Below are 20,331 nucleotides of genomic sequence, written 5' to 3'. Positions count from 1 at the left end.
CGCCGGGTGGAGCGGGGAGTCAGGGATGTGCCGTCAGCGGGTCTTGACGGGAGCGGTCTCGGGAGCGGCCTCGGAGGCCGTCTTCGCGGGGGTGGCTGTCTTGTTGGCCGCCGCCGGGCCGCCGGGCAGGAAGCCGCCGAGGGCGCGGAAGCGGAGCGGTTCGCCGCCCTTGCCCGCGCGGCGGTGCAGGACGCGGGCGCCGCTGTCGCCCGCGAACTGGATGACGGCGATGGCGACCGCGAGGAGGGCCACGATGATCCACATCATCTCGGTCTCGAAGCGCTGGTAGCCGTAGCGGATGGCGAGGTCGCCGAGGCCGCCCGCGCCGACCGTGCCCGCCATGGCGGAGTAGCCGATGATGGCGACGATCGTCGTGGTGGTCGCGGAGATCAGCGACGGCAGCGACTCGGGGACGAGGACCTTGCGCACGACGGTCCAGGTGTTGCCGCCCATCGACTGGACGGCCTCGACGAGCCCGCCGTCGACCTCGCGCACCGACGTCTCGACGAGCCGGGCGAAGAACGGGATGGCGCCGACGGCGAGCGGCACGATGGCGGCCTCGCGGCCGATGGTGGTGCCGACGATCCAGCGCGTGAACGTCATCAGGGCGACCATCAGGATGATGAACGGCATCGAGCGGACGATGTTCACGACCTGCCCGATGACCTTGTTCGCCACGACGTTCTGGAGCAGTCCGCCGCGGTCGGTGAGGACGAGCAGGACGCCGAGCGGGAGCCCGGCGACGACGGCTATCAGCGTGGACCAGCCGACCATGTAGAGGGTGTCCCAACACGCCTGCGACAGCAGGGGCTGCATCTCCGACCAGGTCACTTGGTGACACCTTCCTTCAGCAGTGCGGACGCGCGGTCCTCGCGGCCCTGTACCTCGACCTGGAGCCCCTGCTCGCGCAGGAAGCCGATGGGGACGACGTTCTCCTCGTACGGTCCGGGCAGCTCGATGCGCATGCGGCCGACCTGCTTGCCCGCGACGGTGTCCATCGCGGCGCCGAGGATCGAGATGTCGATGTTGTACGTGCGCGAGAGCTGCGAGATGACCGGCCGGGTCGCGGACTCGCCGTGGAAGGTGACGTCGATGACGGTGCGGTCCGCGCCGGAGGCGTCGCCGCTGACCGGGAAGAGCGCGGCGGCCAGCTCGGAGCCGGGTGTCGCGAGGAGTTCGCTGACGGTGCCGGACTCGACGATCCGTCCGCGCTCCATCAGGGCGGCGGAGTCGCAGACGGTCTTGACGACGTCCATCTCGTGCGTGATGAGCAGGACGGTCAGGCCGAGCCTGCGGTTGAGGTCGCGCAGCAACTGGAGGATGGAGCGGGTGGTCTCCGGGTCGAGGGCGCTGGTCGCCTCGTCGGAGAGGAGCACCTTCGGGTCGCCGGCGAGGGCGCGGGCGATGCCGACGCGCTGCTTCTGGCCGCCGGAGAGCTGCGCCGGGTAGGACTTCGCCTTGTCGGCGAGGCCGACGAGGTCGAGCAGTTCGAGCGCCTTGGTGGAACGTTCCTTCCCCGACTTGCCCAGGATCTCCAGCGGCAGCTCGATGTTGTCCTGGACGGTGCGCGAGGACAGCAGGTTGAAGTGCTGGAAGACCATGCCGATCCGGCTGCGCGCCTCGCGCAGCTCCCGTCCGGCGCGGGGTCCGCGCCCGGCGAGGGCGGTCAGCTCCTGGCCCGCGACCGTCACGGTGCCGGAGGTGGGGCGTTCGAGGAGGTTCACGCAGCGGATGAGCGAGGACTTGCCGGCGCCGGACTGACCGATGACGCCGTACACCTCGCCTTCGCGCACGTGCAGGTCGACGCCGTCGAGTGCGGTGATCTCGCGGCCGCGCGAGCGGTAGACCTTGGTGAGGCCCTGGGTGGTGATCACGTGGGTTTCCGTCACTGTCGAGTGCGCGGCACGGGTGGCGCCGGGCACGGGGCATTCAATTCGGGAACTGGCTGGAGTTCCGGGCGCGGCAGGCTCGTGCTCCACGGGTGCGGAGCGGTACTGGGATCAGTACGGAAGCTGTGCGCGGGCAGACCCGGGGTCTCGCTTCGGGGCGCGAAACAGGCAAGGCGGGGGCCCTCAGAAGGCGCACATTCGACACATACAACGAGCACCGGGCGTCATCGTCGCCTCGGTCGCAAGGGTGCGGCTGCTCGTCGTGGTCATGCGGGCAAGTAAAGCAGACGTGAGGACGGACGTGACCTGCGCTGTCCGAATAGCGGACAGCCATGGACGGGCGCGGAGGGGACCCGGCCCCCGCCGGTGATCGTCACGTCACCCCGGTGGCCAGTGCTGACACGGCGGGCAGACCCTTCCCCGGGCGTCCGCCGAGCCTTCCCGCGCCTCGTACGCTGTGGTCAACGCCACGGCGCCGACGGACAGCCCAGGGGCGAGCGCATCGGGCCTTTTGGCCCGTAATAGGGTGCGCCCATGCTTGCTGTCCTGACCCTGGTGACGGGTCTCGCCGCGCTCGCGCTCGCCGCGTGGTGCGGTTACGCCGCCTCCCGCGACCAGCCGACCAAGGACTGGCACTTCATCGGCATGGCCGTGGTCTCGGTGCTCGCGCTGGCGCAGCTGGTCATCGGGATCGTGCAGCTCGCGCGGGGCGAGAAGCCCGAGCAGGGCACGACGATCTTCGTCGCCTATCTGATCGGGGCCTTCGCCTGCGTCCCGGCGGCCGGGTTCATGTCGCTGGCGGAGCGTACGCGCTGGGGTTCGGTCACGGTCGCCGCGGGCGGCGTGGTCCTCGCCGTCCTCGAGGTGCGGCTCTATGACATCTGGGGAGGATGAGGTGGCTGTGGCTTCGCAGAGCCCCGACGGGACGGATGAGACGGGGCGGAGGAACGGCGGCTCCCGGCGGCTGACCAGCGGCCCCGGCACGCTGCTCGTCTGGCTGTACGGCGTGATGGTGGTCGGCGCCGTCTCGCGCTCCGTCTTCCAGATCGCGACGGACTTCGACAAGGCGCCGCTCGCCTACTCGCTCTCGGCGGTCGCGGGCGTCGTGTACGGCTTCATCACGTACTCGCTGGTGCGCGGCGGTGAGACGGCCCGCAGGGCGGCGCGCGTGTGCTGCGCCGCCGAGCTGCTCGGCGTGCTCGCGGTCGGGACGTGGACGCTGGTGGAGCCCTCGGCGTTCGCGGACTCCACCGTCTGGTCCGACTACGGCATGGAGTACCTGTTCATCCCGGTGCTCCTGCCCGTCTCGGCGCTGTTCTGGCTGCGCCGGGCGCGGACCGCGCCTACGCGCTAGCCACGAACGCCTCGGCCGCGGGCGCCGCCGCCACGGCCTCGACGTCCTTGGCCAGGGTGATCAGCGTCAGCCGGTCGTCGACCCGCCTGGTCGAGACGGCCGTGTAGCCGTGCTTGCGGTACAGGCGCAGGTTGTGCTCGCTGCGGTGGCCCGTGGCCAGCTCGATCCGCTTGACGGTGCCCGCCGAGGTGAGCGCGGACTCGACGGCGGCCAGCAGGCGCCCGCCCAGGCCGTGGCGCTGCATGCGCGGGTGCACGATGAGCTTGTCGACGCGGGCGGTGCCGTCGGCGTCGACCGTGCCGCGCACCGACGCGACCACTTCGTCGCCGAGGCGGGCCACCAGGACGGTGCCGCCGCTCAGTTCCGCCCTGACCGAGTCCAGGGACTGGGTGAGCGGCTCGATGGAGTAGTCGCCGTAGAGCTGCGCCTCGCTCTGGTAGCAGAGGTACTGCAGCTTGAGGATCTGCTCGGAGTCCGCTTCGGTCGCCGCAGAGATGGTCACGCTCATGCCCATGTGTGCATGCCTCCCGCTCACCTGTTCCGCCGGTTGTTCCCTCACCCTTTTCCCCTGCGGGGTCCGGGCGCAACCTCGGACGCGAGGATTCTGCGGAGGCATCCCAGACATCTGGCACGTTCCGGCCCAAGACTGCCCTGTGAGATACCCAACTCGCCTGCGATTTCACGGTAGGTGAGGTCCTCGGGGGACAGAAACGCACCCATGAGGCGTGGACACCGTCCGGGCAGCCGGCGGATCGCCGCGTGCAGGGCGCGGACCCGCTCCCGGTCCAGGGCGCGGCGCTCGGGGTCCGAGGCGGCCGGCTCGGCCGCGGGCTCGGTAGTGTACGGGCGTTCCCGCAGGCCGGCGCGGAGCTGGCGACTCGCCTCGGCGCGGACGGCCGAGGTGAGCCAGGCCGCCGGGTCGGGCGGCGGGCCCTGGGCGGCGAGGTGTTCCAGGAGGCGGAGCCATACGGCCTGTTCGAGGTCGCCGGGTTCGGCGGCGCCGGGCAGCTCGGCGCGGGCCTCGGCCGCGAGGAGGGGCCGCAGCGCCTCGATCACCTTGTCGTACGTCATGCCCGGCGGGACGCGGCCGCCCCGGCGACGGGTTGCCGGGGCGGCCGCGTCTCACTCCATCCGGGTCCAACGGGTCGGCCGTTGACGCGGTCTCGCGGGGGGTTCAGCCGGTGAGGAAGTCCTCGCGGGCGAGGAGGCCGGTGTCGCAGTTGTCGGTGAAGATCCCGTCGATGCCGGTGGCGAAGTATGCCTGGAAGGCGCCGAACGCGTCGCCGTAGGCGTTCGGGTCCGTGCCCTTCCTGAAGTCGGCGGGCAGGAAGGTGTTCTCGTTGCGCATCGTGTACGGGTGGAGGATCAGCCCGGCGCGGTGCGCGTCCTTGACGAGGGTGGTCGGCTTCTGGAGCCTGCCCGCCGCGTCCTTGGGGATGATCAGGTCCAGGGTCGGGCCGATGCCCTGCGCGTACGTCGCGATCTCCGCCAGCCCCTTGGGGGTGATGAGGTCGGCGACGGTGCGCGGGTCGCCGATGTCGACGAAGTCGGCGGGGCGCGAGTTCGCCGTGGAGAGCAGGACCACCAGCGGGTTGCCGACCAGCTTGTTCAGGCGCTGGATGCTCGTCGGCTCGAAGGACTGCAGGAAGGCGGGCGAGTCCTTGCGGTCCAGGCGGTGGGCGCGCAGCAGCCTGGCGATCCGCTCCTCCAGGCCGAGGCCGAGCTTGCGGAAGTAGGTGGGGTGCTTGGTCTCGACGTGGATCCACACCTCGCGCCCGCGCTTCCTGCTCTGCGCGGCGCGCCACTCAAGGACCTCCTCGAAGGTGGGTATCTCCCAGCGGCCGTCGTAGAGGGTGTTGTGCTGGCGGGTGCCGGGAATGCGCTCCTTGGCGCGGAGCGTCTTCAGCTCGGCGAGCGTGAAGTCCTCGGTGAACCAGCCCGTCGTGGAGACCCCGTCGATGACCTTCGTGGTCTTCCGCCCGGCGAACTCGGGGTGCGCCGCCACGTCCGTGGTGCCGCCGATTTCCGGCTCGTGACGGCATACGAGATGGCCGTCCTTGGTGGGGACGATGTCACCGGCCTCGATGACGTGGGCGCCCATGTCGAGCGCCAGTTGGTACGAGCCGAGGGTGTGCTCGGGGCGGTAGCCGCTGGTGCCGCGGTGCGCCACGATCGTGGGGACGGGCAGGCTCTTGTACCCCTTTCCGGAGTGATGTCCGCCACTGTCCCGGCCTGCGGCCGTGGCCACGCCGGGCGCGGCGAGCGCGGCGGCGCCCGCGCCCAGCACGGCGGCGCCGAGCAGACCGCGGCGGCCGAGGGCCCCCTCGGTCCGCGGCTCCTGTGCCCCCCGCGCCGGCTGTGACTTCTCGTTCCCCATCAAGCACTCCTCCCACCGATGACCGCGTTGCGCCTGTTCGAGGCGCGATCGATCGTAGGTGGGCGGAAGTGACGAGCGGGAGACCCCGGACGGAACGTCGGGGCGATGCGGGATGGACCCTGGGTGTCCTTTTCGCCATGTGTGGGGCGTCTGATTCGCGTCAACTGTGCGTTTCGGGTCCGTGAACCCGATGTGCGTGGGGTACCCGGCCGCGAGTATCGTCCTCACCTGCACCGAACCCCATCGTCCATTCCTTGACACCGGAGGGCCCGTTGTCCCGCTTCGCGTTCATCAAGGCAGTGCTCGGACCGATCATGCGCCTGATGTTCCCCACGCGTGTGGAAGGCGCCGAGAACATTCCGGGCACCGGTCCCGTCATCCTGGCGGGCAACCATCTGACGTTCATCGACTCGATGATCCTGCCGCTCGTCTGCGACCGGCAGGTCTGCTTCATCGGCAAGGACGAGTACGTCACCGGCAAGAGCCTCAAGGGCCGTGCGATGGCCTGGTTCTTCACCGGTGTCGGCATGATCCCGGTCGACCGGGACGGCGCCAACGGCGGTGTCGCCGCGCTCATGACCGGCCGCCGGGTCCTGGAGGAGGGCCGGATCTTCGGCATCTACCCGGAGGGCACCCGCTCCCCCGACGGCCGCCTCTACCGGGGCCGCACCGGCATCGCCCGGCTCACCCTCATGACGGGCGCGCCCGTCGTCCCGTTCGCGATGATCGGCACGGACAAGCTCCAGCCGGGCGGCGCGGGGATGCCGCGCCCCGGCCGGGTCACCGTGCGCTTCGGTGAGCCGATGGAGTTCTCCCGCTACGAGGGCATGGACCGCGACCGGTACGTGCTGCGGGCCGTGACGGACTCGGTGATGGCGGAGGTCATGCGGCTTTCGGGGCAGGAGTACGTGGACATGTACGCCACGAAGGCGAAGGCCGCGTAACGCCTCGCAACCCGCTGCTGAGCCCCGGTCGGTGACCGGGGCTCAGCCATGTCCGGGCTACTTCTCCAGGTGCTGGCCCCTGAGCAGGAACCAGGCCGCCGCCGCCGTCGCGAGGAGGACCGCCGCGCCGATGCCCGCCGCGACCTGGAGCCCGTCCACGAACGCGGTCTGCGCCGAGGTCAGCAGGGTCCGCGCCTGCTCGGCCGGGAGCGACTGGGACGCCTCGACCGCGCCGCCCAGGGACTCGTGCGCCGCCGACGCCACGTCCGCCGGGGTGCCCGCGGGCGCGGTGAAGCCCGCGTAGACGCCGGTGACGATGGAGCCGAGCAGGGCGATGCCGAGGGCCGCGCCGAGTTCGTACGCCGTCTCCGAGACCGCCGAGGCGGCGCCCGCCTGCTCCTTGGGGACGCTGGAGAGGATCACGTCCGCGGTGACCGTGAACGAGAAGCCCGCGCCGACGCCGACGACCAGGAGGACCGCGCCGAGCAGCGGGTAGCCGGTGTCCTTGGTCAGCGTCGTGAGCGCGGCCAGGGCGAGGCCGACCGCCGCGAGGCCGCCCGCGACGACGGACCGCACGGAGAAGCGGCGCGCCACGAGCCCCGCGATGAGCCCGGCCACCACCGCGCCGACGGCGGCGGGCAGTTCGGCCATGCCCGCCTCGAACGGCCGCCGCCCCTGCACGAGCTGGAGGAACTGGGAGAGGAAGAAGACGAGCCCCGACAGGCCGAGGACGGTGAGGAGATCGGCCAAAACCGCGCCCGAGAAGCCGCGCCTGCGGAACAGGCGCATGTCCAGAAGCGGCGCGGGCAGGGTGAGCTGGCGGCGGACGAACCAGGTGAGCGCCGCGACGCCGAGGACCGCCGACACCGCCACGTCCCAGCGGAAGCCGTGCGCGGCCGCCTCCTTCACGGCGTAGACGACGCCGATCATGCCGACGAGGGAGAGGACGACGCTGACCAGGTCCCACGGGCCCGGGACCGGGTTCTTCGACTCGGGGATGAGCTTGGCGCCGACCACGACCAGGACCGCCATGACGGGCAGGTTGATGAGGAAGACCGAGCCCCACCAGAAGTGTTCGAGCAGGAAGCCGCCGAAGACCGGGCCGACCGCCGCGCCCGCCGACGCCATCGCGCCCCAGATCCCGACGGCGAGCGAGCGCTCGCGCGGGTCGTGGAAGATGTTCCGGATCAGGGCGAGGGTCGAGGGCATGAGCGTCGCGCCCGCCACGCCGAGCAGGGCGCGGGCGAGGATCATCAGCTCCGGCGAGTTCGCGTACGCGTTCAGGACGGAGACCGCGCCGAACGCGACCGCGCCGAGCAGCAGCAGCTTCTTGCGGCCGATGCGGTCGCCGAGGCTGCCCATGGAGACGAGGAGTCCGGCGATGACGAAGGAGTAGACGTCGCCGATCCACAGCAACTGGGTGCCGGACGGCTTCAGGTCCTCGCTGATGTACGGGGTCGCGAGGCCGAGGACCGTCGCGTCCACGGCGACGAGCAGCACGGCCAGCACGAGGACGCTGAGCGCGAGCCACCGTGCGGGGCGCGACACCACCTCCGCCTCGGGTGTGTGCTGGTGCGTGCGTGTCATGGTTCCACTCTCCGTCGTGCGCCGCCGAGCAGCAGCTCGGCGATCATGTAGGTGAAGTCCTTCGCGGCCACCCGGCCGTCCTGGACGGCCCAGGCGCCGCTGCCGACGAGGCCGTAGAGCGCCTCGGTCAGCCATGCGGGCGTCAGGTCGATCCGGAACTCGCCCGCCTCCTGACCGCGTCTGAACAGTGCCGCTATCCGGGTGTCCAGGCGGGCCCAGCCCTCGTTCTGCTCGTCGCCCTCGAAGAGCTGGTTCTCGGTGACGAGGAAGGCGAGCAGCGGGGCCGCGTCCTCGAGTCCGCCGATGAGCCGGCGCAGCGCGTCCTCGGCCGGGCCCTCGTCGAGACGGGCCCGGTCGAGCGCGGTCTCGCACGCGCGGATGCCGAGGTCCTCCAGGGCGCGGACGAGGGCGTCGCGGCCCGCGAACTGGCGGTGCAGGGTGGCGCGGCTGATCCCGGCGGCCCGCGCCACCTCGTCCATCGTGGCCGTGGACTTACGGGTGAGCAGGGCGGCGGCGCTGCGCAGCACCTGTTCGCGGTCGACTGACATGAGACAACAGTAACCCAGGTGAGACATCAATGTCTCATCGAGGGTGTGCGCGGGGGCGTGGAGGATCACTCCGGTGGCCGGTCCGTTCACCCAGTGTTACGACTGACAGCACTGCGTTCAGGGTGCGTCTCGGGAGGTACGGGCATGGGGTGCTGCGTCTTCGCGGCGACGGCGGCGATCGGTCCCCGGGTCGCGCTCGTCCTCGCCTGGCTCTTCACGAACGTCGTGGACCGCGCCTTCACCGGCCGGGTCCTGCCCTTCCTCGGGCTGCTCTTCGTGCCGTGGACGACGCTGGCCTACGTCTTCGCGTACGCCCCGGTCGTTGGGGTGCGGGGCATCGGCTGGTTCGTGGTGCTGATCGGGCTGCTGCTCGACATGTCGAGCTACGGGGGCGGGGCGCGCTCCCGGCGCTGAACCGTCGATCTGTTGATCTGTTGATCCGTTGAACCGGGGGTGTGGACGGACGAGGGCCCGGCCCGTCCACGTATGGACGAACCGGGCCCTGACCGCGTGCTCGCGGGGGGGGGGTTACTTCTTGGCGTCCGCCCACGCCCGCTGCACCGTCAGGTCCTGCTTGACCTCGGCGAGCTGGACGGCGACCGCGCTCGGCGCCGTGCCGCCGCGGCCAGAGCGGGAGGCGAGCGCCCCCGGCACGTTGAGCACCGTGCGGACCTCGGGGGTGAGGTGCTCGGAGATCTTCGCGAACTGGTCGTCGGTCAGCTCGTCCAGCTCCTTGCCCTCGGACTCGGCGACCTTGACGCACTCCCCCGCGACCTCGTGCGCGACACGGAACGGCACGCCCTGCTTGACCAGCCACTCGGCGATGTCCGTGGCGAGCGAGAAACCGGCGGGGGCCAGCTCCTCCATCCGCTCCCGGTTGACCGTGAGCGTGGCCATCATGCCGGTGAACGCCGGGAGCAGGATCTCCAGTTGGTCGCAGGAGTCGAAGACCGGCTCCTTGTCCTCCTGGAGGTCGCGGTTGTAGGCGAGCGGCAGGGCCTTGAGGGTCGTCATCAGGCCGGTCAGATTGCCGACGAGGCGGCCGGATTTGCCGCGCGCCAGTTCGGCGATGTCCGGGTTCTTCTTCTGCGGCATGATCGAGGAGCCGGTGGAGAAGGCGTCGTGGAGGGTGACGAAGGAGAACTCCTTCGTGTTCCAGATGATGACCTCCTCCGCGATCCGCGAGAGGTTGACGCCGATCATCGCCGTGATGAACGCGAACTCGGCGACGAAGTCCCGCGACGCCGTGCCGTCGATGGAGTTGGCGGCGGAGCCGTGCTCGAAGCCGAGGTCGGCCGCGACCGCCTCCGGGTCGAGGCCGAGCGAGGAGCCCGCGAGCGCGCCCGAGCCGTAGGGCGACACGGCCGTCCGCTCGTCCCACTGGCGCAGCCGCTCGGCGTCCCGGGAGAGGGACTGGACGTGGGCGAGGACGTGGTGGGCGAAGAGCACCGGCTGGGCGTGCTGGAGGTGGGTGCGGCCGGGCATCGCGACGTCCGGGTGCGCCTCGGCGAGGCCGACAAGGGCTTCCTGGAGGTCGGCGATGAGGCCGCCGATGATGCGGGCGTGGTCCCGCAGGTACATCCGGAACAGCGTCGCCACCTGGTCGTTGCGCGAGCGGCCCGCGCGCAGCTTGCCGCCGAGGTCCGGGCCGAGCCGCTCCAGGAGACCGCGCTCCAGGGCCGTGTGCACGTCCTCGTCGGCGACGGTGCCGACGAAGGAGCCGGCCGCGACGTCCGCCTCCAGCTGGTCGAGACCGGCGATCATGCGGATCAGCTCGTCCTCGGTGAGCAGGCCGGCCTTGTGCAGCACGCGCGCGTGGGCGCGGGAGCCCGCGATGTCGTACGGGGCGAGACGCCAGTCGAAGTGGACGGAGGCGGAGAGTTTCGCCAGGGCCTCGGCCGGGCCGTCGGCGAACCGGCCGCCCCAGAGGCGGACATCGCCGGTGTTGCTGCTCACGTGCTGCTCCTCAAGCCGGTCCAGTATCGCTGTGCATGATTATGCAGAGTCCCGCATGAATCGTCAACGCGACGGGCGGCAGGGGCCATAATCCCGGCATGGGTAAAAGCTACGAGCGCATAGACGGTCGCCTGCGCACCTTCATCGAGTCCCAGCCGGTCTTCTTCACCGCCACGGCGCCGCTCGACGGCGACGGCACGGTCAACCTCTCCCCCAAGGGGCTCAAGGGCTCCTTCGCCGTGGTCGACGAAGCGACCGTCGCCTACCTCGACTTCGCGGGCTCCAACGCGGAGACCATCGCCCACCTGCGCGAGAACGGCCGGATCACGCTCATGTGGTGCGCCTTCCAGGGGCCGCCCAACATCGTGCGCGTCCACGGACGCGGCGAGCCCGTCTTCCGCGACGACCCGCGCTTCGCCGAACTGCTGACCCACTTCCCCGACATCGACCCGACGCCGCACGGCCTGCGCGCGATCATCCTCGTACGGGCCGAACTGATCCGGGACACCTGCGGCTACGCGGTGCCGTTCATGACCTACGACGAGGACCGCGACCTGCACGCCAAGCGGTTCGCGCGGGAGGACGACGCCTCGCTCGACGCCTACTTCCAAAAGAAGGAGCACATCGGATCCAGCCTGGACGGGCTGCCGGGGCTGCCGTTGCCGCTGCCGCCCGCTACGTTCTGAGCCATGCGTCCCTTACGAGCAGGTATCGCGAGCGCCGTTGCCGTCTGCGCCGTGCTCGGCGCCGCGCCGTCCGCCTCGTCCGCCGCCGCCCCGCTGCCCGCCCGGATGGCGGACACGGGCGGCGGCAGCCAGTTGATCACCGCGGAGGCGCCGCGGACGTCCTCGACCAGCGGCACCGTCATCTGGTGGAACCGGCTGTCCGACGGGCGCTGGGTCAAGGCCGGTTCGGCGCGGGCGCGGTTCGGCGCGAAGGGGCTCGTGGAGGGGGTGCGGCGCAAGCAGGGCACGAACACGACACCGACCGGGCTCTACGACCTGCCGTTCGCGTTCGGCATCGCGACGGCCCCCACCGGCACCTCGGTGGCCTACCGCCGGGTGCGCGCCAGTAGCTGGTGGTGCGAGGACGTCCGCTCGCGCTCCTACAACCGCTGGACCGACCCGCGCCCGCGCGACTGCCGCGCCGCCGAGTCCGAGCGGCTCGCCTCCTACCCGGCGCAGTACGCGCACGCGCTGGTCGTCGGCTTCAACTACCAGCGCCCGGTGCGCGGCCGGGGCGCCGGGATCTTCCTGCACGTCAACGGGCGCGGCCCGACGGCCGGTTGCGTCTCCGTGCCCAAGGCGGACATGCGGCGGATCCTGACGTGGGTGCGGCCCGGCAAGTCACCGCACATCGCGATCGGGACGACGGGCGGGGCGACGGCGCTGACCCGGTACTGAGCCTGCCGTCCGGGCGCCGACCGATACGCGTGTAGCGACCACATATCGAGACGCGATTGCGTCCGCGCACGTCCCCGGCGTTGCATCGGCCCGTGCACAGCGAAACCGACCACACGACCTCCGCCTCCGCCGGGGCCGGGACACCGTCCGGAGCGGGCGGGACCGCCGACCGGGCGGCCCGGCTCGCGGTCACCGTCTTTCCCGTACTCGTCCTCATCGCGGGCGCGCTGGGGCTCGCCACCCCGGACACCTTCGCCGGATGGGGCACCAACGTGCCCTACCTCCTCGGCGTCGTGATGTTCTGCATGGGCCTCACCATGACCCTCGGCGACTTCAAGGGGGTCGCCCAGCGACCGTGGGCCGTGGGGCTCGGACTCGTCGCGCACTACGTGATCATGCCGGGGCTCGGCTGGGCCATCGCCCACGCGCTCGGCCTGTCGCCGCAGCTCGCGGCCGGTGTCATCCTCGTCGGCTGTGCGCCGAGCGGCACCGCGTCCAACGTCGTCACCTATCTGGCGCGCGGCGACGTCGCCCTGTCGGTCTCCGTCGCCACGGTCTCCACCGTCCTCGCCCCGCTGATCACGCCGCCGCTGACGCTGCTGCTCGCGGGCGCCTACCTGCCGGTGGACGCCGGGTCGATGATGACGGACATCCTCAAGACCGTGCTGCTCCCGGTCCTCGCGGGGCTCGTCGTACGGTTGCTGCTCAGCCGGTACGTGGACCGGGTCCTGAAGGTGCTGCCCTGGCTCTCCGCGCTGACCATCGCCGTGATCGTGGCAGTGGTGGTGGCGGGCAGCGCCGAGGCCATCAAGTCGGCCGCCGCCCTGGTCCTCCTCGCGGTGGTCCTGCACAACGGGCTCGGGCTCGCCCTCGGCTACGGCGCCGGGAAGCTCGCCCGGCTCGGGGCGCCCTCGTCGCGTGCGATGGCGTTCGAGGTCGGCATGCAGAACTCCGGGCTCGCCGCGTCCCTGGCCACGGCCCACTTCAGCCCGCTGGCCGCACTGCCCGCCGCGGTGTTCTCCGTGTGGCACAACGTGTCCGGGGCGCTCGTCGCCGCGTGGATGTCCTATCGGGCCCGGCGTTCCGAGGTCGCCGAGCTGGGCTGATCCCCTGCCGGCGCCGGAGGCGTTCAGTGCTCGTTCTGTGCCAGGCGCAGCAGGTGTTCCGCCAGGGACTGGCCGCCCTGCGGGTCTCTGCTGATCAGCATCAGCGTGTCGTCACCCGCGATCGTGCCCAGGATGACGTGGAGTTCGGCCTGGTCGATCGCCGAGGCGAGGAACTGGGCCGCGCCCGGCGGCGTACGGAGCACCACCAGGTTCGCCGATGCCTCCGCCGAGATGAGCAGCTCACCGGCGAGGCGGCGCATCCGCTCCTCCTTGGCCGACTCGCCGAGCGGCGCCTGCGGGGTGCGGAAGCCGCCCTCGCTGGGCACGGCGTAGATCAGCTCACCACCGGTGTTGCGGATCTTGACCGCGCCCAGTTCGTCCAGGTCACGGGAGAGCGTGGCCTGGGTGACGGTGAGCCCGTCGTCGGCGAGCAGCTTCGCCAACTGGCTCTGCGACCGCACCGGCTGCCGGTTGAGGATGTCCACGATCCGGCGGTGGCGCGCGGTGCGCGTCTGCGGCACGGCAGGCCCGTGCGAGGTCTGGGCCAGCGCCGCGTTGATCGCGGCCCGCTCGTCGTTCTCCGCTTTGCTGCTCATCGTCGTCGTCCCATTTCCTCAGGCTCCTGCTTCCCCGTCGGCCGCGGCCGTGTCCAGGACGGCGGGCAGCGCCGCGAGGAACGCGTCCGCTTCGGCGTCGGTCAGGTTCAGCGGCGGCATGAGCCTGATGACGTCGGGTGCGGGCGCGTTCACCAGGAGGCCCGCGTCCTGGGCCGCCTGCTGCGCCTGCGGTGCGCGCGGCCCGGTGAGCACGATACCCAGCAGGAGGCCCGCGCCCCTGACATGGCTGACCAGCGGGTGGCCGAGCGATGCGATTCCGGCCTTGAGCTTCTCGCTCACGCGCTTGGTGTTGGCGAGCAGGTCCTCGGCGGCGATGGTGTCGAGGACGGCGAGCCCGGCGGCGCAGGCGACGGGGTTGCCGCCGAACGTCGTGCCGTGCTGGCCGGGCTTGAGCAGCTTCGCCGCTTCGCCGAAGGCGACGGTCGCGCCGAGCGGGAGGCCGCCGCCGAGCCCCTTGGCGAGGGTGACGACGTCCGGGTCGATGCCGTCCTCGGCCTGGTAGGCGAACCAGTGGCCGGTGCGGCCGACGCCGGTCTGCACCTCGTCGAGGACGAGCAGGGTGCCGGTGGCGCGGGTGATCTCCCGGGCCGCCTTCAGGTAGCCGTCGCCGGGCTCGACCACGCCGTTCTCGCCCTGGATGGGCTCGATGATGACGAAGGCGGTCTCTTCGGTGACGGCGGCGCGGAGTGCGTCCACGTCCCCGTACGGGACATGGGTGACGTCGCCCGGCAGCGGGGTGAAGCCGTCCTGCTTGCCCGGCTGCCCGGTGAGGGCGAGGGCGCCCATGGTGCGGCCGTGGAAGCCGCCGGTCGTGGCGACCATGTGGCGGCGGCCGGTGAGCCGGCCGATCTTGAACGCGCCCTCGTTGGCCTCGGCGCCCGAGTTGCAGAAGAAGACGGCGCCGTCCCGGCCGAAGAGCTGGAGCAGCCGCTCGGCGAGGGCGACGGGCGGCTCGGCGACGAAGAGGTTGGAGACGTGGCCGAGGGAGGCGATCTGGGTGCTGACCGCCTCGACGACCGCGGGGTGGGCGTGGCCGAGCGCGTTGACCGCGATGCCGCCGACGAAGTCGAGGTACTCCTTGCCGTCGGCGTCCCAGAGCTTGGCGCCGGCGCCCTTGACCAGGGGCAGGCGCGGGGTGCCGTAGTTGTTCATCAGGGCGCCTTGCCAGCGTGACGTCAGCGCCGCGTTCCCGGCGTGCTCGCTCATACCGTGGTCTCCCCCTCCGCGTCGGGCACGACCATCGTGCCGATGCCTTCGTCCGTGAAGATCTCCAGCAGGATCGAGTGCTGGACCCGGCCGTCGATGACGCGGGCGGTGTGCACGCCGTTGCGCACGGCGTACAGGCAGCCCTCCATCTTCGGCACCATGCCGCTCGCCAGTTCGGGGAGCAGCTTCTCGAGTTCGGTGGCGGTGAGCCGGCTGATGACCTCGTCGGAGTTCGGCCAGTCCTCGTAGAGGCCCTCGACGTCGGTCAGGACCATCAGCGTCTCGGCGTCCAGCGCAGCAGCGAGTGCCGCAGCCGCCGTATCAGCATTGACGTTGTAGACATGGTGATCGTCCTGGGAGCGGGCGATCGAGGAGACGACCGGGATGCGGCCGTCGGCGAGCAGGGCCTCGATGGCGCCGGTGTCGATCTCGGTGATCTCGCCGACGCGGCCGATGTCGACCAGCTCGCCCTCGATGCGGGGCGTGTGCTTGGTGGCGGTGATGGTGTGCGCGTCCTCGCCGGTGAGGCCGACGGCGAGCGGACCGTGCTGGTTGAGCAGCCCGACCAGCTCGCGCTGGACCTGTCCGGCGAGCACCATCCGTACGACGTCCATGGCGTCCTCGGTGGTGACGCGCAGGCCCGCCTTGAACTCGCTGACGATGCCGTGCCGGTCGAGGGCCGCGCTGATCTGCGGGCCGCCGCCGTGCACGACGACGGGTTTCAGCCCCGCGTGGTGCAGGAAGACGACGTCCTGCGCGAAGGCGGCCTTCAGCTCCTCGTCGACCATCGCGTTCCCGCCGAACTTGATGACGACGGTCTTGCCGTGGTGGCGGGTCAGCCAGGGCAGCGCCTCGATGAGGGTGCGGGCCTTGGGCAGTGCGGTGTGCTTCCGCGCGGTGGGCTGGCTGCTGCTGTGCGTCTCGGTCATGAGGAGTACGCGCTGTTCTCGTGGACGTAGTCGGCGGTCAGGTCGTTCGTCCAGATGGTGGCCGTCTCGGTGCCCGCGGCGAGGTCGGCGGTGACGGTGACCTCGCGGAAGCGCATGTCGACCTTGTCGCGGTCCTCGCCGACGCCGCCGTTCTGGCAGACCCATACGCCGTTGATCGCGACATTGAGCCGGTCCGGCTCGAAGGCGGCCTTCGTGGTGCCGATGGCGGACAGGACGCGGCCCCAGTTGGGGTCCTCGCCGTGGATGGCGCACTTGAGGAGGTTGTTGCGGGCGATGGAGCGGCCCACCTCGACGGCGTCCTCCTCGCTCGCCGCGTTGACGACCTCGACCTTGATGTCCTTGCTGGCGCCCTCGGCGTCGCCGATGAGCTGGCGGCCCAGGTCGTCGCAGACGGTGCGGACGGCCTCCGCGAACGCGGCGTACTCGGGCGTCACCCCGGCGGCGCCGGAGGCGAGGAGAAGGACCGTGTCGTTGGTGGACATGCAGCCGTCGGAGTCGACCCGGTCGAAGGTGAGGCGGGTGGCGTCGCGCAGCGCCTTGTCCAGGGTCTCGCTGTCGAGGTCGGCGTCGGTGGTGAGGACGACGAGCATGGTGGCGAGGCCGGGGGCGAGCATGCCCGCGCCCTTCGCCATGCCGCCGACGGTCCAGCCGTCACCCTCGTAGACGGCGGTCTTGTGCACGGTGTCGGTGGTCTTGATGGCGATGGCGGCCTTCTCGCCGCCGTGCTCGGAGAGCTTGCCCGCCGCCGTCTCGATGCCGGGGAGCAGCTTGTCCATGGGGAGCAGGACGCCGATGAGGCCGGTGGAGGCGACGGCGACCTCCCCCGCGTTCAGTCCGAGGACCTCGGCTGCCTTCTCGGCGGTGGCGTGCGTGTCCTGGAAGCCCTTCGGCCCCGTACAGGCGTTGGCGCCACCGGAGTTGAGGACGACGGCCGAGACGAGGCCGCCCTTGAGGACCTGCTCGGACCAGAGGACGGGGGCGGCCTTGACGCGGTTGGAGGTGAAGACGCCCGCGGCGGCCAGGCGGGGGCCGCGGTTGACCACGAGGGCCAGGTCCGGGTTCCCGCTCTCCTTGATCCCGGCGGCGATGCCCGCGGCCTGGAATCCCTTGGCTGCCGTCACACTCACGGCGCGACTCCGATCGTCGTAAGCCCGGTGGTCTCGTCGAGACCGAGGGCGATGTTCATGGACTGCAGGGCGCCGCCGGCGGTGCCCTTGGTGAGGTTGTCGATGGCGCTGATGACGAGGACGCGGCCTGCCGCCTCGTCGTAGGCGACCTGGATCTGCACGGCGTTCGACCCGTACACGGCGGCCGTGGCGGGCCACTGCCCCTCGGGCAGCAGCTCCACGAACGGCTCGTCGGCGTACGCCTTCTCGTACGCGGCGCGGAGCGTCTCGGCGGTGGTGCCGTCCTTGGCCTTGGCGCTGCACGTGGCGAGGATGCCGCGGGGCATCGGCGCGAGCGTCGGCGTGAAGGAGACGGAGACCCGCTCCCCCGCCGCCGCGCTGAGGTTCTGGATCATCTCGGGGGTGTGCCGGTGCCCGCCGCCGACCCCGTAGGGCGTCATGTTCCCCATGACCTCGCTGCCGAGGAGGTGGGGCTTGGCCGCCTTGCCCGCGCCGGAGGTCCCTGACGCGGCGACGATCACGGCCTCGCTCTCCACGAGCCCCGCCGCGTACGCGGGGAACAGGGCGAGGGAGACGGCGGTCGGATAGCAGCCGGGTACGGCGATGCGCTTGGTGCCCGCCAGCGCGGTGCGGCCGCCCGGCAGCTCGGGGAGCCCGTAGGGCCAGGTCCCGGCGTGCGGGCTGCCGTAGAACTTCTCCCAGTCCGCCGCGTCCTTCAGCCGGAAGTCGGCGCCCATGTCGACGACGAGGACGTCCGGGCCGAGCTGTTCGGCGACGGCGGCGGACTGCCCGTGCGGCAGCGCGAGGAAGACGACGTCGTGGCCGGCGAGCACCTCGGGGGTGGTCTCCTGGAGGACGCGGTCGGCGAGCGGGCGCAGGTGCGGCTGGAGCGCGCCGAGCCGCTGTCCCGCGTTCGAGTTGCCCGTGAGAGCGCCGATCTCCACCTCGGGGTGGGCGAGCAGCAGGCGCAGCACTTCGCCGCCCGCGTACCCACTCGCTCCCGCCACTGCAGCGCGTACCGCCATGGAACCCTCCTCCTCGATGGCATGACTATACGTCGCGCTGCACGTTTATGCAATCATGCGGCCTTCGCACCACCGAGCAGCTGTGACCGAGAGTTCTAGTTGGCGGGTGAGCACGTTAGATGGCGGATCTTGATCCCGTAACGCTCGGTAACTGGCCAGCGCCGCGTCGGGGGACGAGCTGCACCCCGATCGCTTCATCAGGCCTCGGAGTCCTTCATCGGTCAAGCCAAACTCGAGAGTGAGCGCCAGCCCTTGCGGGCCTGAGCGCCTCGGCTGGCCGCACGGTAGCGGCCACGTCACCCGCCTGCGTTGGAATACCCGGAAGCCGCATCGTCACCCCGCGCCGAGGGCTGCGCTAGGGGATGTGCACCCCCTCCCCCGAAGTCTTGATCCACTGCCTGACGAATCCCTGCCTGGCTACCTGTTGCGCCTGTCGTTCCGGCTCGGCCTGAGCCCTGCCGACCTCGGACGCCTGACGGGCTTGCCGCCGTCCAGCAGCGGCCGTCTCACGCGTAAGCTCCTTGTGGAATTGCCTGGTCCATCGCTTGACGCGTTTACCCGAGCCACCAGGCTCTCGCGCGATGAAGCGCACGGGCTCACTTTGGGGTCCTGGAGGCACTGCTACCAGCCGGTCCGCCGGTCGTCGCCGACTCGGCTCGGTCAATCGCCACAGATGGATAGGTGGCTCTTCGGCACCTTCCCCCGGTACTGCCCCTTGTGTCTGGCCGGGGACGGCAGTTCGGTCCATCGCAGATCCGGCGGGCCATGGAAGAAGGAATGGCACCTCGGCATCGTCTTTGCCTGCCTGCGGCACAAGTGTTTTCTCCAGCACCAGTGCCCGCAGTGTCATCGACCAGCCGAAAACGGCCTGGAACGCACCGGATTGATCCCCTACGACGGTTTCCATGACCTACACCCAGCCGAGTGCCGCTATCTAACGTCACCCAGGGCTGGGCAGCGCATACAGTCGCCTTGCCGAGCCCGCCTTGATCTGGCTCCTCTTCCCGCAATTCGGCCCACCCCACAGCTACTCGAACTGCAGCGTGACCTCCTCAACCTTCTCCACTCCCCGGAAGGTCGCAACAAAGCGAACGAGCACTTCAGCACCCTGCACCTCCTTACCGTGGTCATCACAGCCACTTGGCCCTACAGCCGGCACCGAGTCGACTCCGCATTCGCCTCCGCCGTCGAAGCAGAAGCCCGAGCCCGAGGCTATTTCGGCACGCTACGGGTCCACGACGCCAGCCCCGTCAACTCCACCGCCTGCGGCGCCATACTCGGCGCCGCCCACTCCCTGCTGGAAACCGAGCGCCTTGTCGACGTCCTCGCCAAGGCCTTCGAGTCCGGCCTCAACAACACGCCCGCCCGCGCCGGCTGGGCTCGGATCTTCGCCAAGTACGAGGGCTCCTGCTTACAGGCTGTGCGTACGGCGACAGCACCCCTCGTCTCTACTTACTCCAAAAGTCTCGGATGGGCCGATTTCCGCCCCACCCGTTACCGGGCAGAGCACATATCCGCATACCTAGATCAGAGTTGGTATGACCACCACCTCCGCAATCTCGACGGCCAAACCGAACCCGAAACTCTGCGGCGCATCGCCGCCATTCAACTCGTCCAGTGGGCTACTCAAGACTCCATTGCCGAAGCGGCACGCTATCTAGGCATTGACACCAGCAAGATGCCGTACAACACCGAGAACAACGTTCACACCTGGCTAAACTCACCAACCGAGGCGAAGCACTTCGGGAACGCACTGCAGAACCTCGCCATCGAACTGCATCGCCAGGCCAACGAACTGATCGACTACCAACGCCGCCGCGACGCCCTACGCGCCTGGGCCCTCACCCCCGGCGCCTGGCAGCGCCTCGTCAGCCAGCTACAGCACACACACGGCGGTCGACCTGGACGCGATGACCGCAAGCGTCAGGAAGCGTCCACGTTCATCTGGGTCCACGTCACTCATGGCGAACACCCGTTTGCACCTCGCCCCATTGAGACCGAGCAACCACTGGCTGTACAACAAGAGTGGGCGCGACGCCGGAGCAGCACGTGGCTCCAACTTTCCCGCCCCAGCCCGCGGAGCCCCTACGTTGACCTGCGGAAAGCACTGATCGAGCACGGGCAAGCGCTTGCCAGGCAGATCGACGCGGGTGAGCTCCTCGTCGAACGAGCCGTCAGATCTGGGAACGGAACCGGCGCAGGTCGCGAGCGGCGCGGCGATGGGTGAAGCCTTGAAGGCACC

Annotated in this window: 21 protein-coding genes and 1 pseudogene; 9 read left to right on the top strand and 13 right to left on the bottom strand. The window is 70.6% G+C overall.

All coding sequences use genetic code 11. The features are described 5' to 3' along the window. Positions 1–33: 33 nt before the first annotated feature. Positions 34–831 (bottom strand): methionine ABC transporter permease, encoded by a 798-nt coding sequence (locus tag ABZ877_RS23370; RefSeq protein ID WP_361074281.1) that lies wholly within the window; start codon positions 829–831, stop codon positions 34–36. Next, positions 828–1,874 (bottom strand): ATP-binding cassette domain-containing protein, encoded by a 1,047-nt coding sequence (locus ABZ877_RS23365; protein WP_361074279.1) that lies wholly within the window; start codon positions 1,872–1,874, stop codon positions 828–830. Before ABZ877_RS23365 ends, ABZ877_RS23370 begins: the two co-directional genes overlap by 4 nt. 549 nt (positions 1,875–2,423) lie before the next feature. Here ABZ877_RS23365 and ABZ877_RS23360 point away from each other — a divergent pair. Together ABZ877_RS23360 and ABZ877_RS23355 are read left to right on the top strand one after the other, a co-directional pair. Beyond that, positions 2,424–2,783, top strand: coding sequence for a hypothetical protein (locus tag ABZ877_RS23360; RefSeq protein WP_361074276.1), 360 nt, complete (start codon positions 2,424–2,426; stop codon positions 2,781–2,783). Between the two features lie 7 nt (positions 2,784–2,790). Continuing rightward, positions 2,791–3,243: a hypothetical protein gene (locus tag ABZ877_RS23355; protein ID WP_361074274.1), complete on the top strand. Its 453-nt coding sequence runs from the start codon at positions 2,791–2,793 to the stop codon at positions 3,241–3,243. Here ABZ877_RS23355 and ABZ877_RS23350 read toward each other — a convergent pair. From ABZ877_RS23350 to ABZ877_RS23340, 3 genes are all read right to left on the bottom strand, one after another. Then, positions 3,233–3,757 (bottom strand): GNAT family N-acetyltransferase, encoded by a 525-nt coding sequence (locus ABZ877_RS23350; RefSeq protein ID WP_361074272.1) that lies wholly within the window; start codon positions 3,755–3,757, stop codon positions 3,233–3,235. The two genes, ABZ877_RS23355 and ABZ877_RS23350, sit on opposite strands and share 11 nt — an antisense overlap. A gap of 41 nt (positions 3,758–3,798) precedes the next feature. Beyond that, positions 3,799–4,314 (bottom strand): sigma-70 family RNA polymerase sigma factor, encoded by a 516-nt coding sequence (locus ABZ877_RS23345; RefSeq protein WP_361074270.1) that lies wholly within the window; start codon positions 4,312–4,314, stop codon positions 3,799–3,801. Positions 4,315–4,417: 103 nt separating this feature from the next. Beyond that, complete coding sequence (locus ABZ877_RS23340) at positions 4,418–5,620, bottom strand: glycerophosphodiester phosphodiesterase (RefSeq protein WP_361074268.1); 1,203 nt, start codon at positions 5,618–5,620, stop codon at positions 4,418–4,420. 314 nt (positions 5,621–5,934) lie between these two features. Between ABZ877_RS23340 and ABZ877_RS23335 the strand changes: the two genes are divergently transcribed. Next, positions 5,935–6,564, top strand: coding sequence for a lysophospholipid acyltransferase family protein (locus ABZ877_RS23335; RefSeq protein WP_361074370.1), 630 nt, complete (start codon positions 5,935–5,937; stop codon positions 6,562–6,564). 57 nt (positions 6,565–6,621) lie between these two features. On the opposite strand, the gene ABZ877_RS23330 is transcribed toward ABZ877_RS23335, so the two are convergent. Next, positions 6,622–8,151, bottom strand: a complete 1,530-nt coding sequence (locus ABZ877_RS23330; protein ID WP_361074266.1) for an MFS transporter — start codon at positions 8,149–8,151, stop codon at positions 6,622–6,624. After that, the gene (locus ABZ877_RS23325; protein ID WP_361074264.1) at positions 8,148–8,699 is read right to left on the bottom strand and encodes a helix-turn-helix domain-containing protein; all 552 of its coding nucleotides are present in this window, start codon (positions 8,697–8,699) and stop codon (positions 8,148–8,150) included. Before ABZ877_RS23325 ends, ABZ877_RS23330 begins: the two co-directional genes overlap by 4 nt. A 144-nt stretch (positions 8,700–8,843) precedes the next feature. On the opposite strand from ABZ877_RS23325, the gene ABZ877_RS23320 reads away from it, so the two are divergent. Further along, positions 8,844–9,113, top strand: a complete 270-nt coding sequence (locus ABZ877_RS23320; protein WP_361074262.1) for a hypothetical protein — start codon at positions 8,844–8,846, stop codon at positions 9,111–9,113. Positions 9,114–9,227: 114 nt separating this feature from the next. Here ABZ877_RS23320 and argH read toward each other — a convergent pair whose 3' ends face one another. Further along, positions 9,228–10,655, bottom strand: coding sequence for an argininosuccinate lyase (gene argH / locus ABZ877_RS23315; protein ID WP_361074261.1), 1,428 nt, complete (start codon positions 10,653–10,655; stop codon positions 9,228–9,230). Positions 10,656–10,753: 98 nt separating this feature from the next. Between argH and ABZ877_RS23310 the strand changes: the two genes are divergently transcribed. The 3 genes from ABZ877_RS23310 to ABZ877_RS23300 all read left to right on the top strand — a co-directional run bounded on the left by ABZ877_RS23310 (position 10,754) and on the right by ABZ877_RS23300 (position 13,164). After that, positions 10,754–11,341, top strand: a complete 588-nt coding sequence (locus tag ABZ877_RS23310) for a pyridoxamine 5'-phosphate oxidase family protein (RefSeq protein ID WP_361074259.1) — start codon at positions 10,754–10,756, stop codon at positions 11,339–11,341. A 3-nt stretch (positions 11,342–11,344) separates the two neighbouring features. Further along, positions 11,345–12,058, top strand: coding sequence for a L,D-transpeptidase family protein (locus ABZ877_RS23305; RefSeq protein WP_361074257.1), 714 nt, complete (start codon positions 11,345–11,347; stop codon positions 12,056–12,058). 92 nt (positions 12,059–12,150) lie between these two features. Beyond that, positions 12,151–13,164 (top strand): bile acid:sodium symporter family protein, encoded by a 1,014-nt coding sequence (locus ABZ877_RS23300; RefSeq protein ID WP_361074255.1) that lies wholly within the window; start codon positions 12,151–12,153, stop codon positions 13,162–13,164. Between the two features lie 23 nt (positions 13,165–13,187). Here ABZ877_RS23300 and ABZ877_RS23295 read toward each other — a convergent pair whose 3' ends face one another. Genes ABZ877_RS23295 through argC form a run of 5 tightly spaced genes read right to left on the bottom strand, consistent with a single transcriptional unit; the run spans position 13,188 to position 18,089 of the window. Then, entirely contained in the window at positions 13,188–13,760 is a 573-nt protein-coding gene (locus tag ABZ877_RS23295) for an arginine repressor (RefSeq protein ID WP_361074253.1), read from the bottom strand. Positions 13,761–13,778: 18 nt separating this feature from the next. After that, positions 13,779–14,987 (bottom strand): acetylornithine transaminase, encoded by a 1,209-nt coding sequence (locus ABZ877_RS23290; protein WP_361074251.1) that lies wholly within the window; start codon positions 14,985–14,987, stop codon positions 13,779–13,781. Continuing rightward, positions 14,984–15,916, bottom strand: coding sequence for an acetylglutamate kinase (gene argB, locus ABZ877_RS23285; RefSeq protein WP_361074249.1), 933 nt, complete (start codon positions 15,914–15,916; stop codon positions 14,984–14,986). The genes ABZ877_RS23290 and argB overlap by 4 nt, the downstream gene beginning before the upstream one ends. Next, positions 15,913–17,064: a bifunctional glutamate N-acetyltransferase/amino-acid acetyltransferase ArgJ gene (gene argJ / locus ABZ877_RS23280; RefSeq protein ID WP_361074247.1), complete on the bottom strand. Its 1,152-nt coding sequence runs from the start codon at positions 17,062–17,064 to the stop codon at positions 15,913–15,915. The genes argB and argJ overlap by 4 nt, the downstream gene beginning before the upstream one ends. Beyond that, positions 17,061–18,089, bottom strand: coding sequence for an N-acetyl-gamma-glutamyl-phosphate reductase (gene argC, locus ABZ877_RS23275; protein ID WP_361074245.1), 1,029 nt, complete (start codon positions 18,087–18,089; stop codon positions 17,061–17,063). The genes argJ and argC overlap by 4 nt, the downstream gene beginning before the upstream one ends. Positions 18,090–18,327: 238 nt before the next feature. On the opposite strand from argC, the pseudogene ABZ877_RS23270 reads away from it, so the two are divergent. After that, a pseudogene (locus ABZ877_RS23270) lies at positions 18,328–18,903 on the top strand (TniQ family protein); the annotation flags it as partial. 309 nt (positions 18,904–19,212) lie between these two features. After that, positions 19,213–20,316 (top strand): hypothetical protein, encoded by a 1,104-nt coding sequence (locus ABZ877_RS23265; RefSeq protein WP_361074379.1) that lies wholly within the window; start codon positions 19,213–19,215, stop codon positions 20,314–20,316. Positions 20,317–20,331: the final 15 nt, after the last annotated feature.

This window comes from Streptomyces sp. NPDC046939, assembly GCF_040644575.1.
Taxonomy (GTDB): domain Bacteria; phylum Actinomycetota; class Actinomycetes; order Streptomycetales; family Streptomycetaceae; genus Streptomyces.
This window is presented reverse-complemented; position numbering and strand designations above follow the sequence as displayed.

Excerpts from the sequence above, each read along its gene's own strand:
- ABZ877_RS23360 (WP_361074276.1), top strand. The coding sequence starts at position 2,424 with ATGCTTGCTGTCCTGACCCTGGTGACGGGTCTCGCCGCGCTCGCGCTC.
- ABZ877_RS23350 (WP_361074272.1), bottom strand. The coding sequence starts at position 3,757 with ATGGGCATGAGCGTGACCATCTCTGCGGCGACCGAAGCGGACTCCGAG.
- ABZ877_RS23345 (WP_361074270.1), bottom strand. The coding sequence starts at position 4,314 with ATGACGTACGACAAGGTGATCGAGGCGCTGCGGCCCCTCCTCGCGGCC.
- ABZ877_RS23340 (WP_361074268.1), bottom strand. The coding sequence starts at position 5,620 with ATGGGGAACGAGAAGTCACAGCCGGCGCGGGGGGCACAGGAGCCGCGG.
- ABZ877_RS23335 (WP_361074370.1), top strand. The coding sequence starts at position 5,935 with ATGCGCCTGATGTTCCCCACGCGTGTGGAAGGCGCCGAGAACATTCCG.
- ABZ877_RS23330 (WP_361074266.1), bottom strand. The coding sequence starts at position 8,151 with ATGACACGCACGCACCAGCACACACCCGAGGCGGAGGTGGTGTCGCGC.
- ABZ877_RS23325 (WP_361074264.1), bottom strand. The coding sequence starts at position 8,699 with ATGTCAGTCGACCGCGAACAGGTGCTGCGCAGCGCCGCCGCCCTGCTC.
- ABZ877_RS23320 (WP_361074262.1), top strand. The coding sequence starts at position 8,844 with ATGGGGTGCTGCGTCTTCGCGGCGACGGCGGCGATCGGTCCCCGGGTC.
- ABZ877_RS23310 (WP_361074259.1), top strand. The coding sequence starts at position 10,754 with ATGGGTAAAAGCTACGAGCGCATAGACGGTCGCCTGCGCACCTTCATC.
- ABZ877_RS23305 (WP_361074257.1), top strand. The coding sequence starts at position 11,345 with ATGCGTCCCTTACGAGCAGGTATCGCGAGCGCCGTTGCCGTCTGCGCC.
- ABZ877_RS23295 (WP_361074253.1), bottom strand. The coding sequence starts at position 13,760 with ATGAGCAGCAAAGCGGAGAACGACGAGCGGGCCGCGATCAACGCGGCG.
- ABZ877_RS23290 (WP_361074251.1), bottom strand. The coding sequence starts at position 14,987 with ATGAGCGAGCACGCCGGGAACGCGGCGCTGACGTCACGCTGGCAAGGC.
- argB (WP_361074249.1), bottom strand. The coding sequence starts at position 15,916 with ATGACCGAGACGCACAGCAGCAGCCAGCCCACCGCGCGGAAGCACACC.
- argC (WP_361074245.1), bottom strand. The coding sequence starts at position 18,089 with ATGGCGGTACGCGCTGCAGTGGCGGGAGCGAGTGGGTACGCGGGCGGC.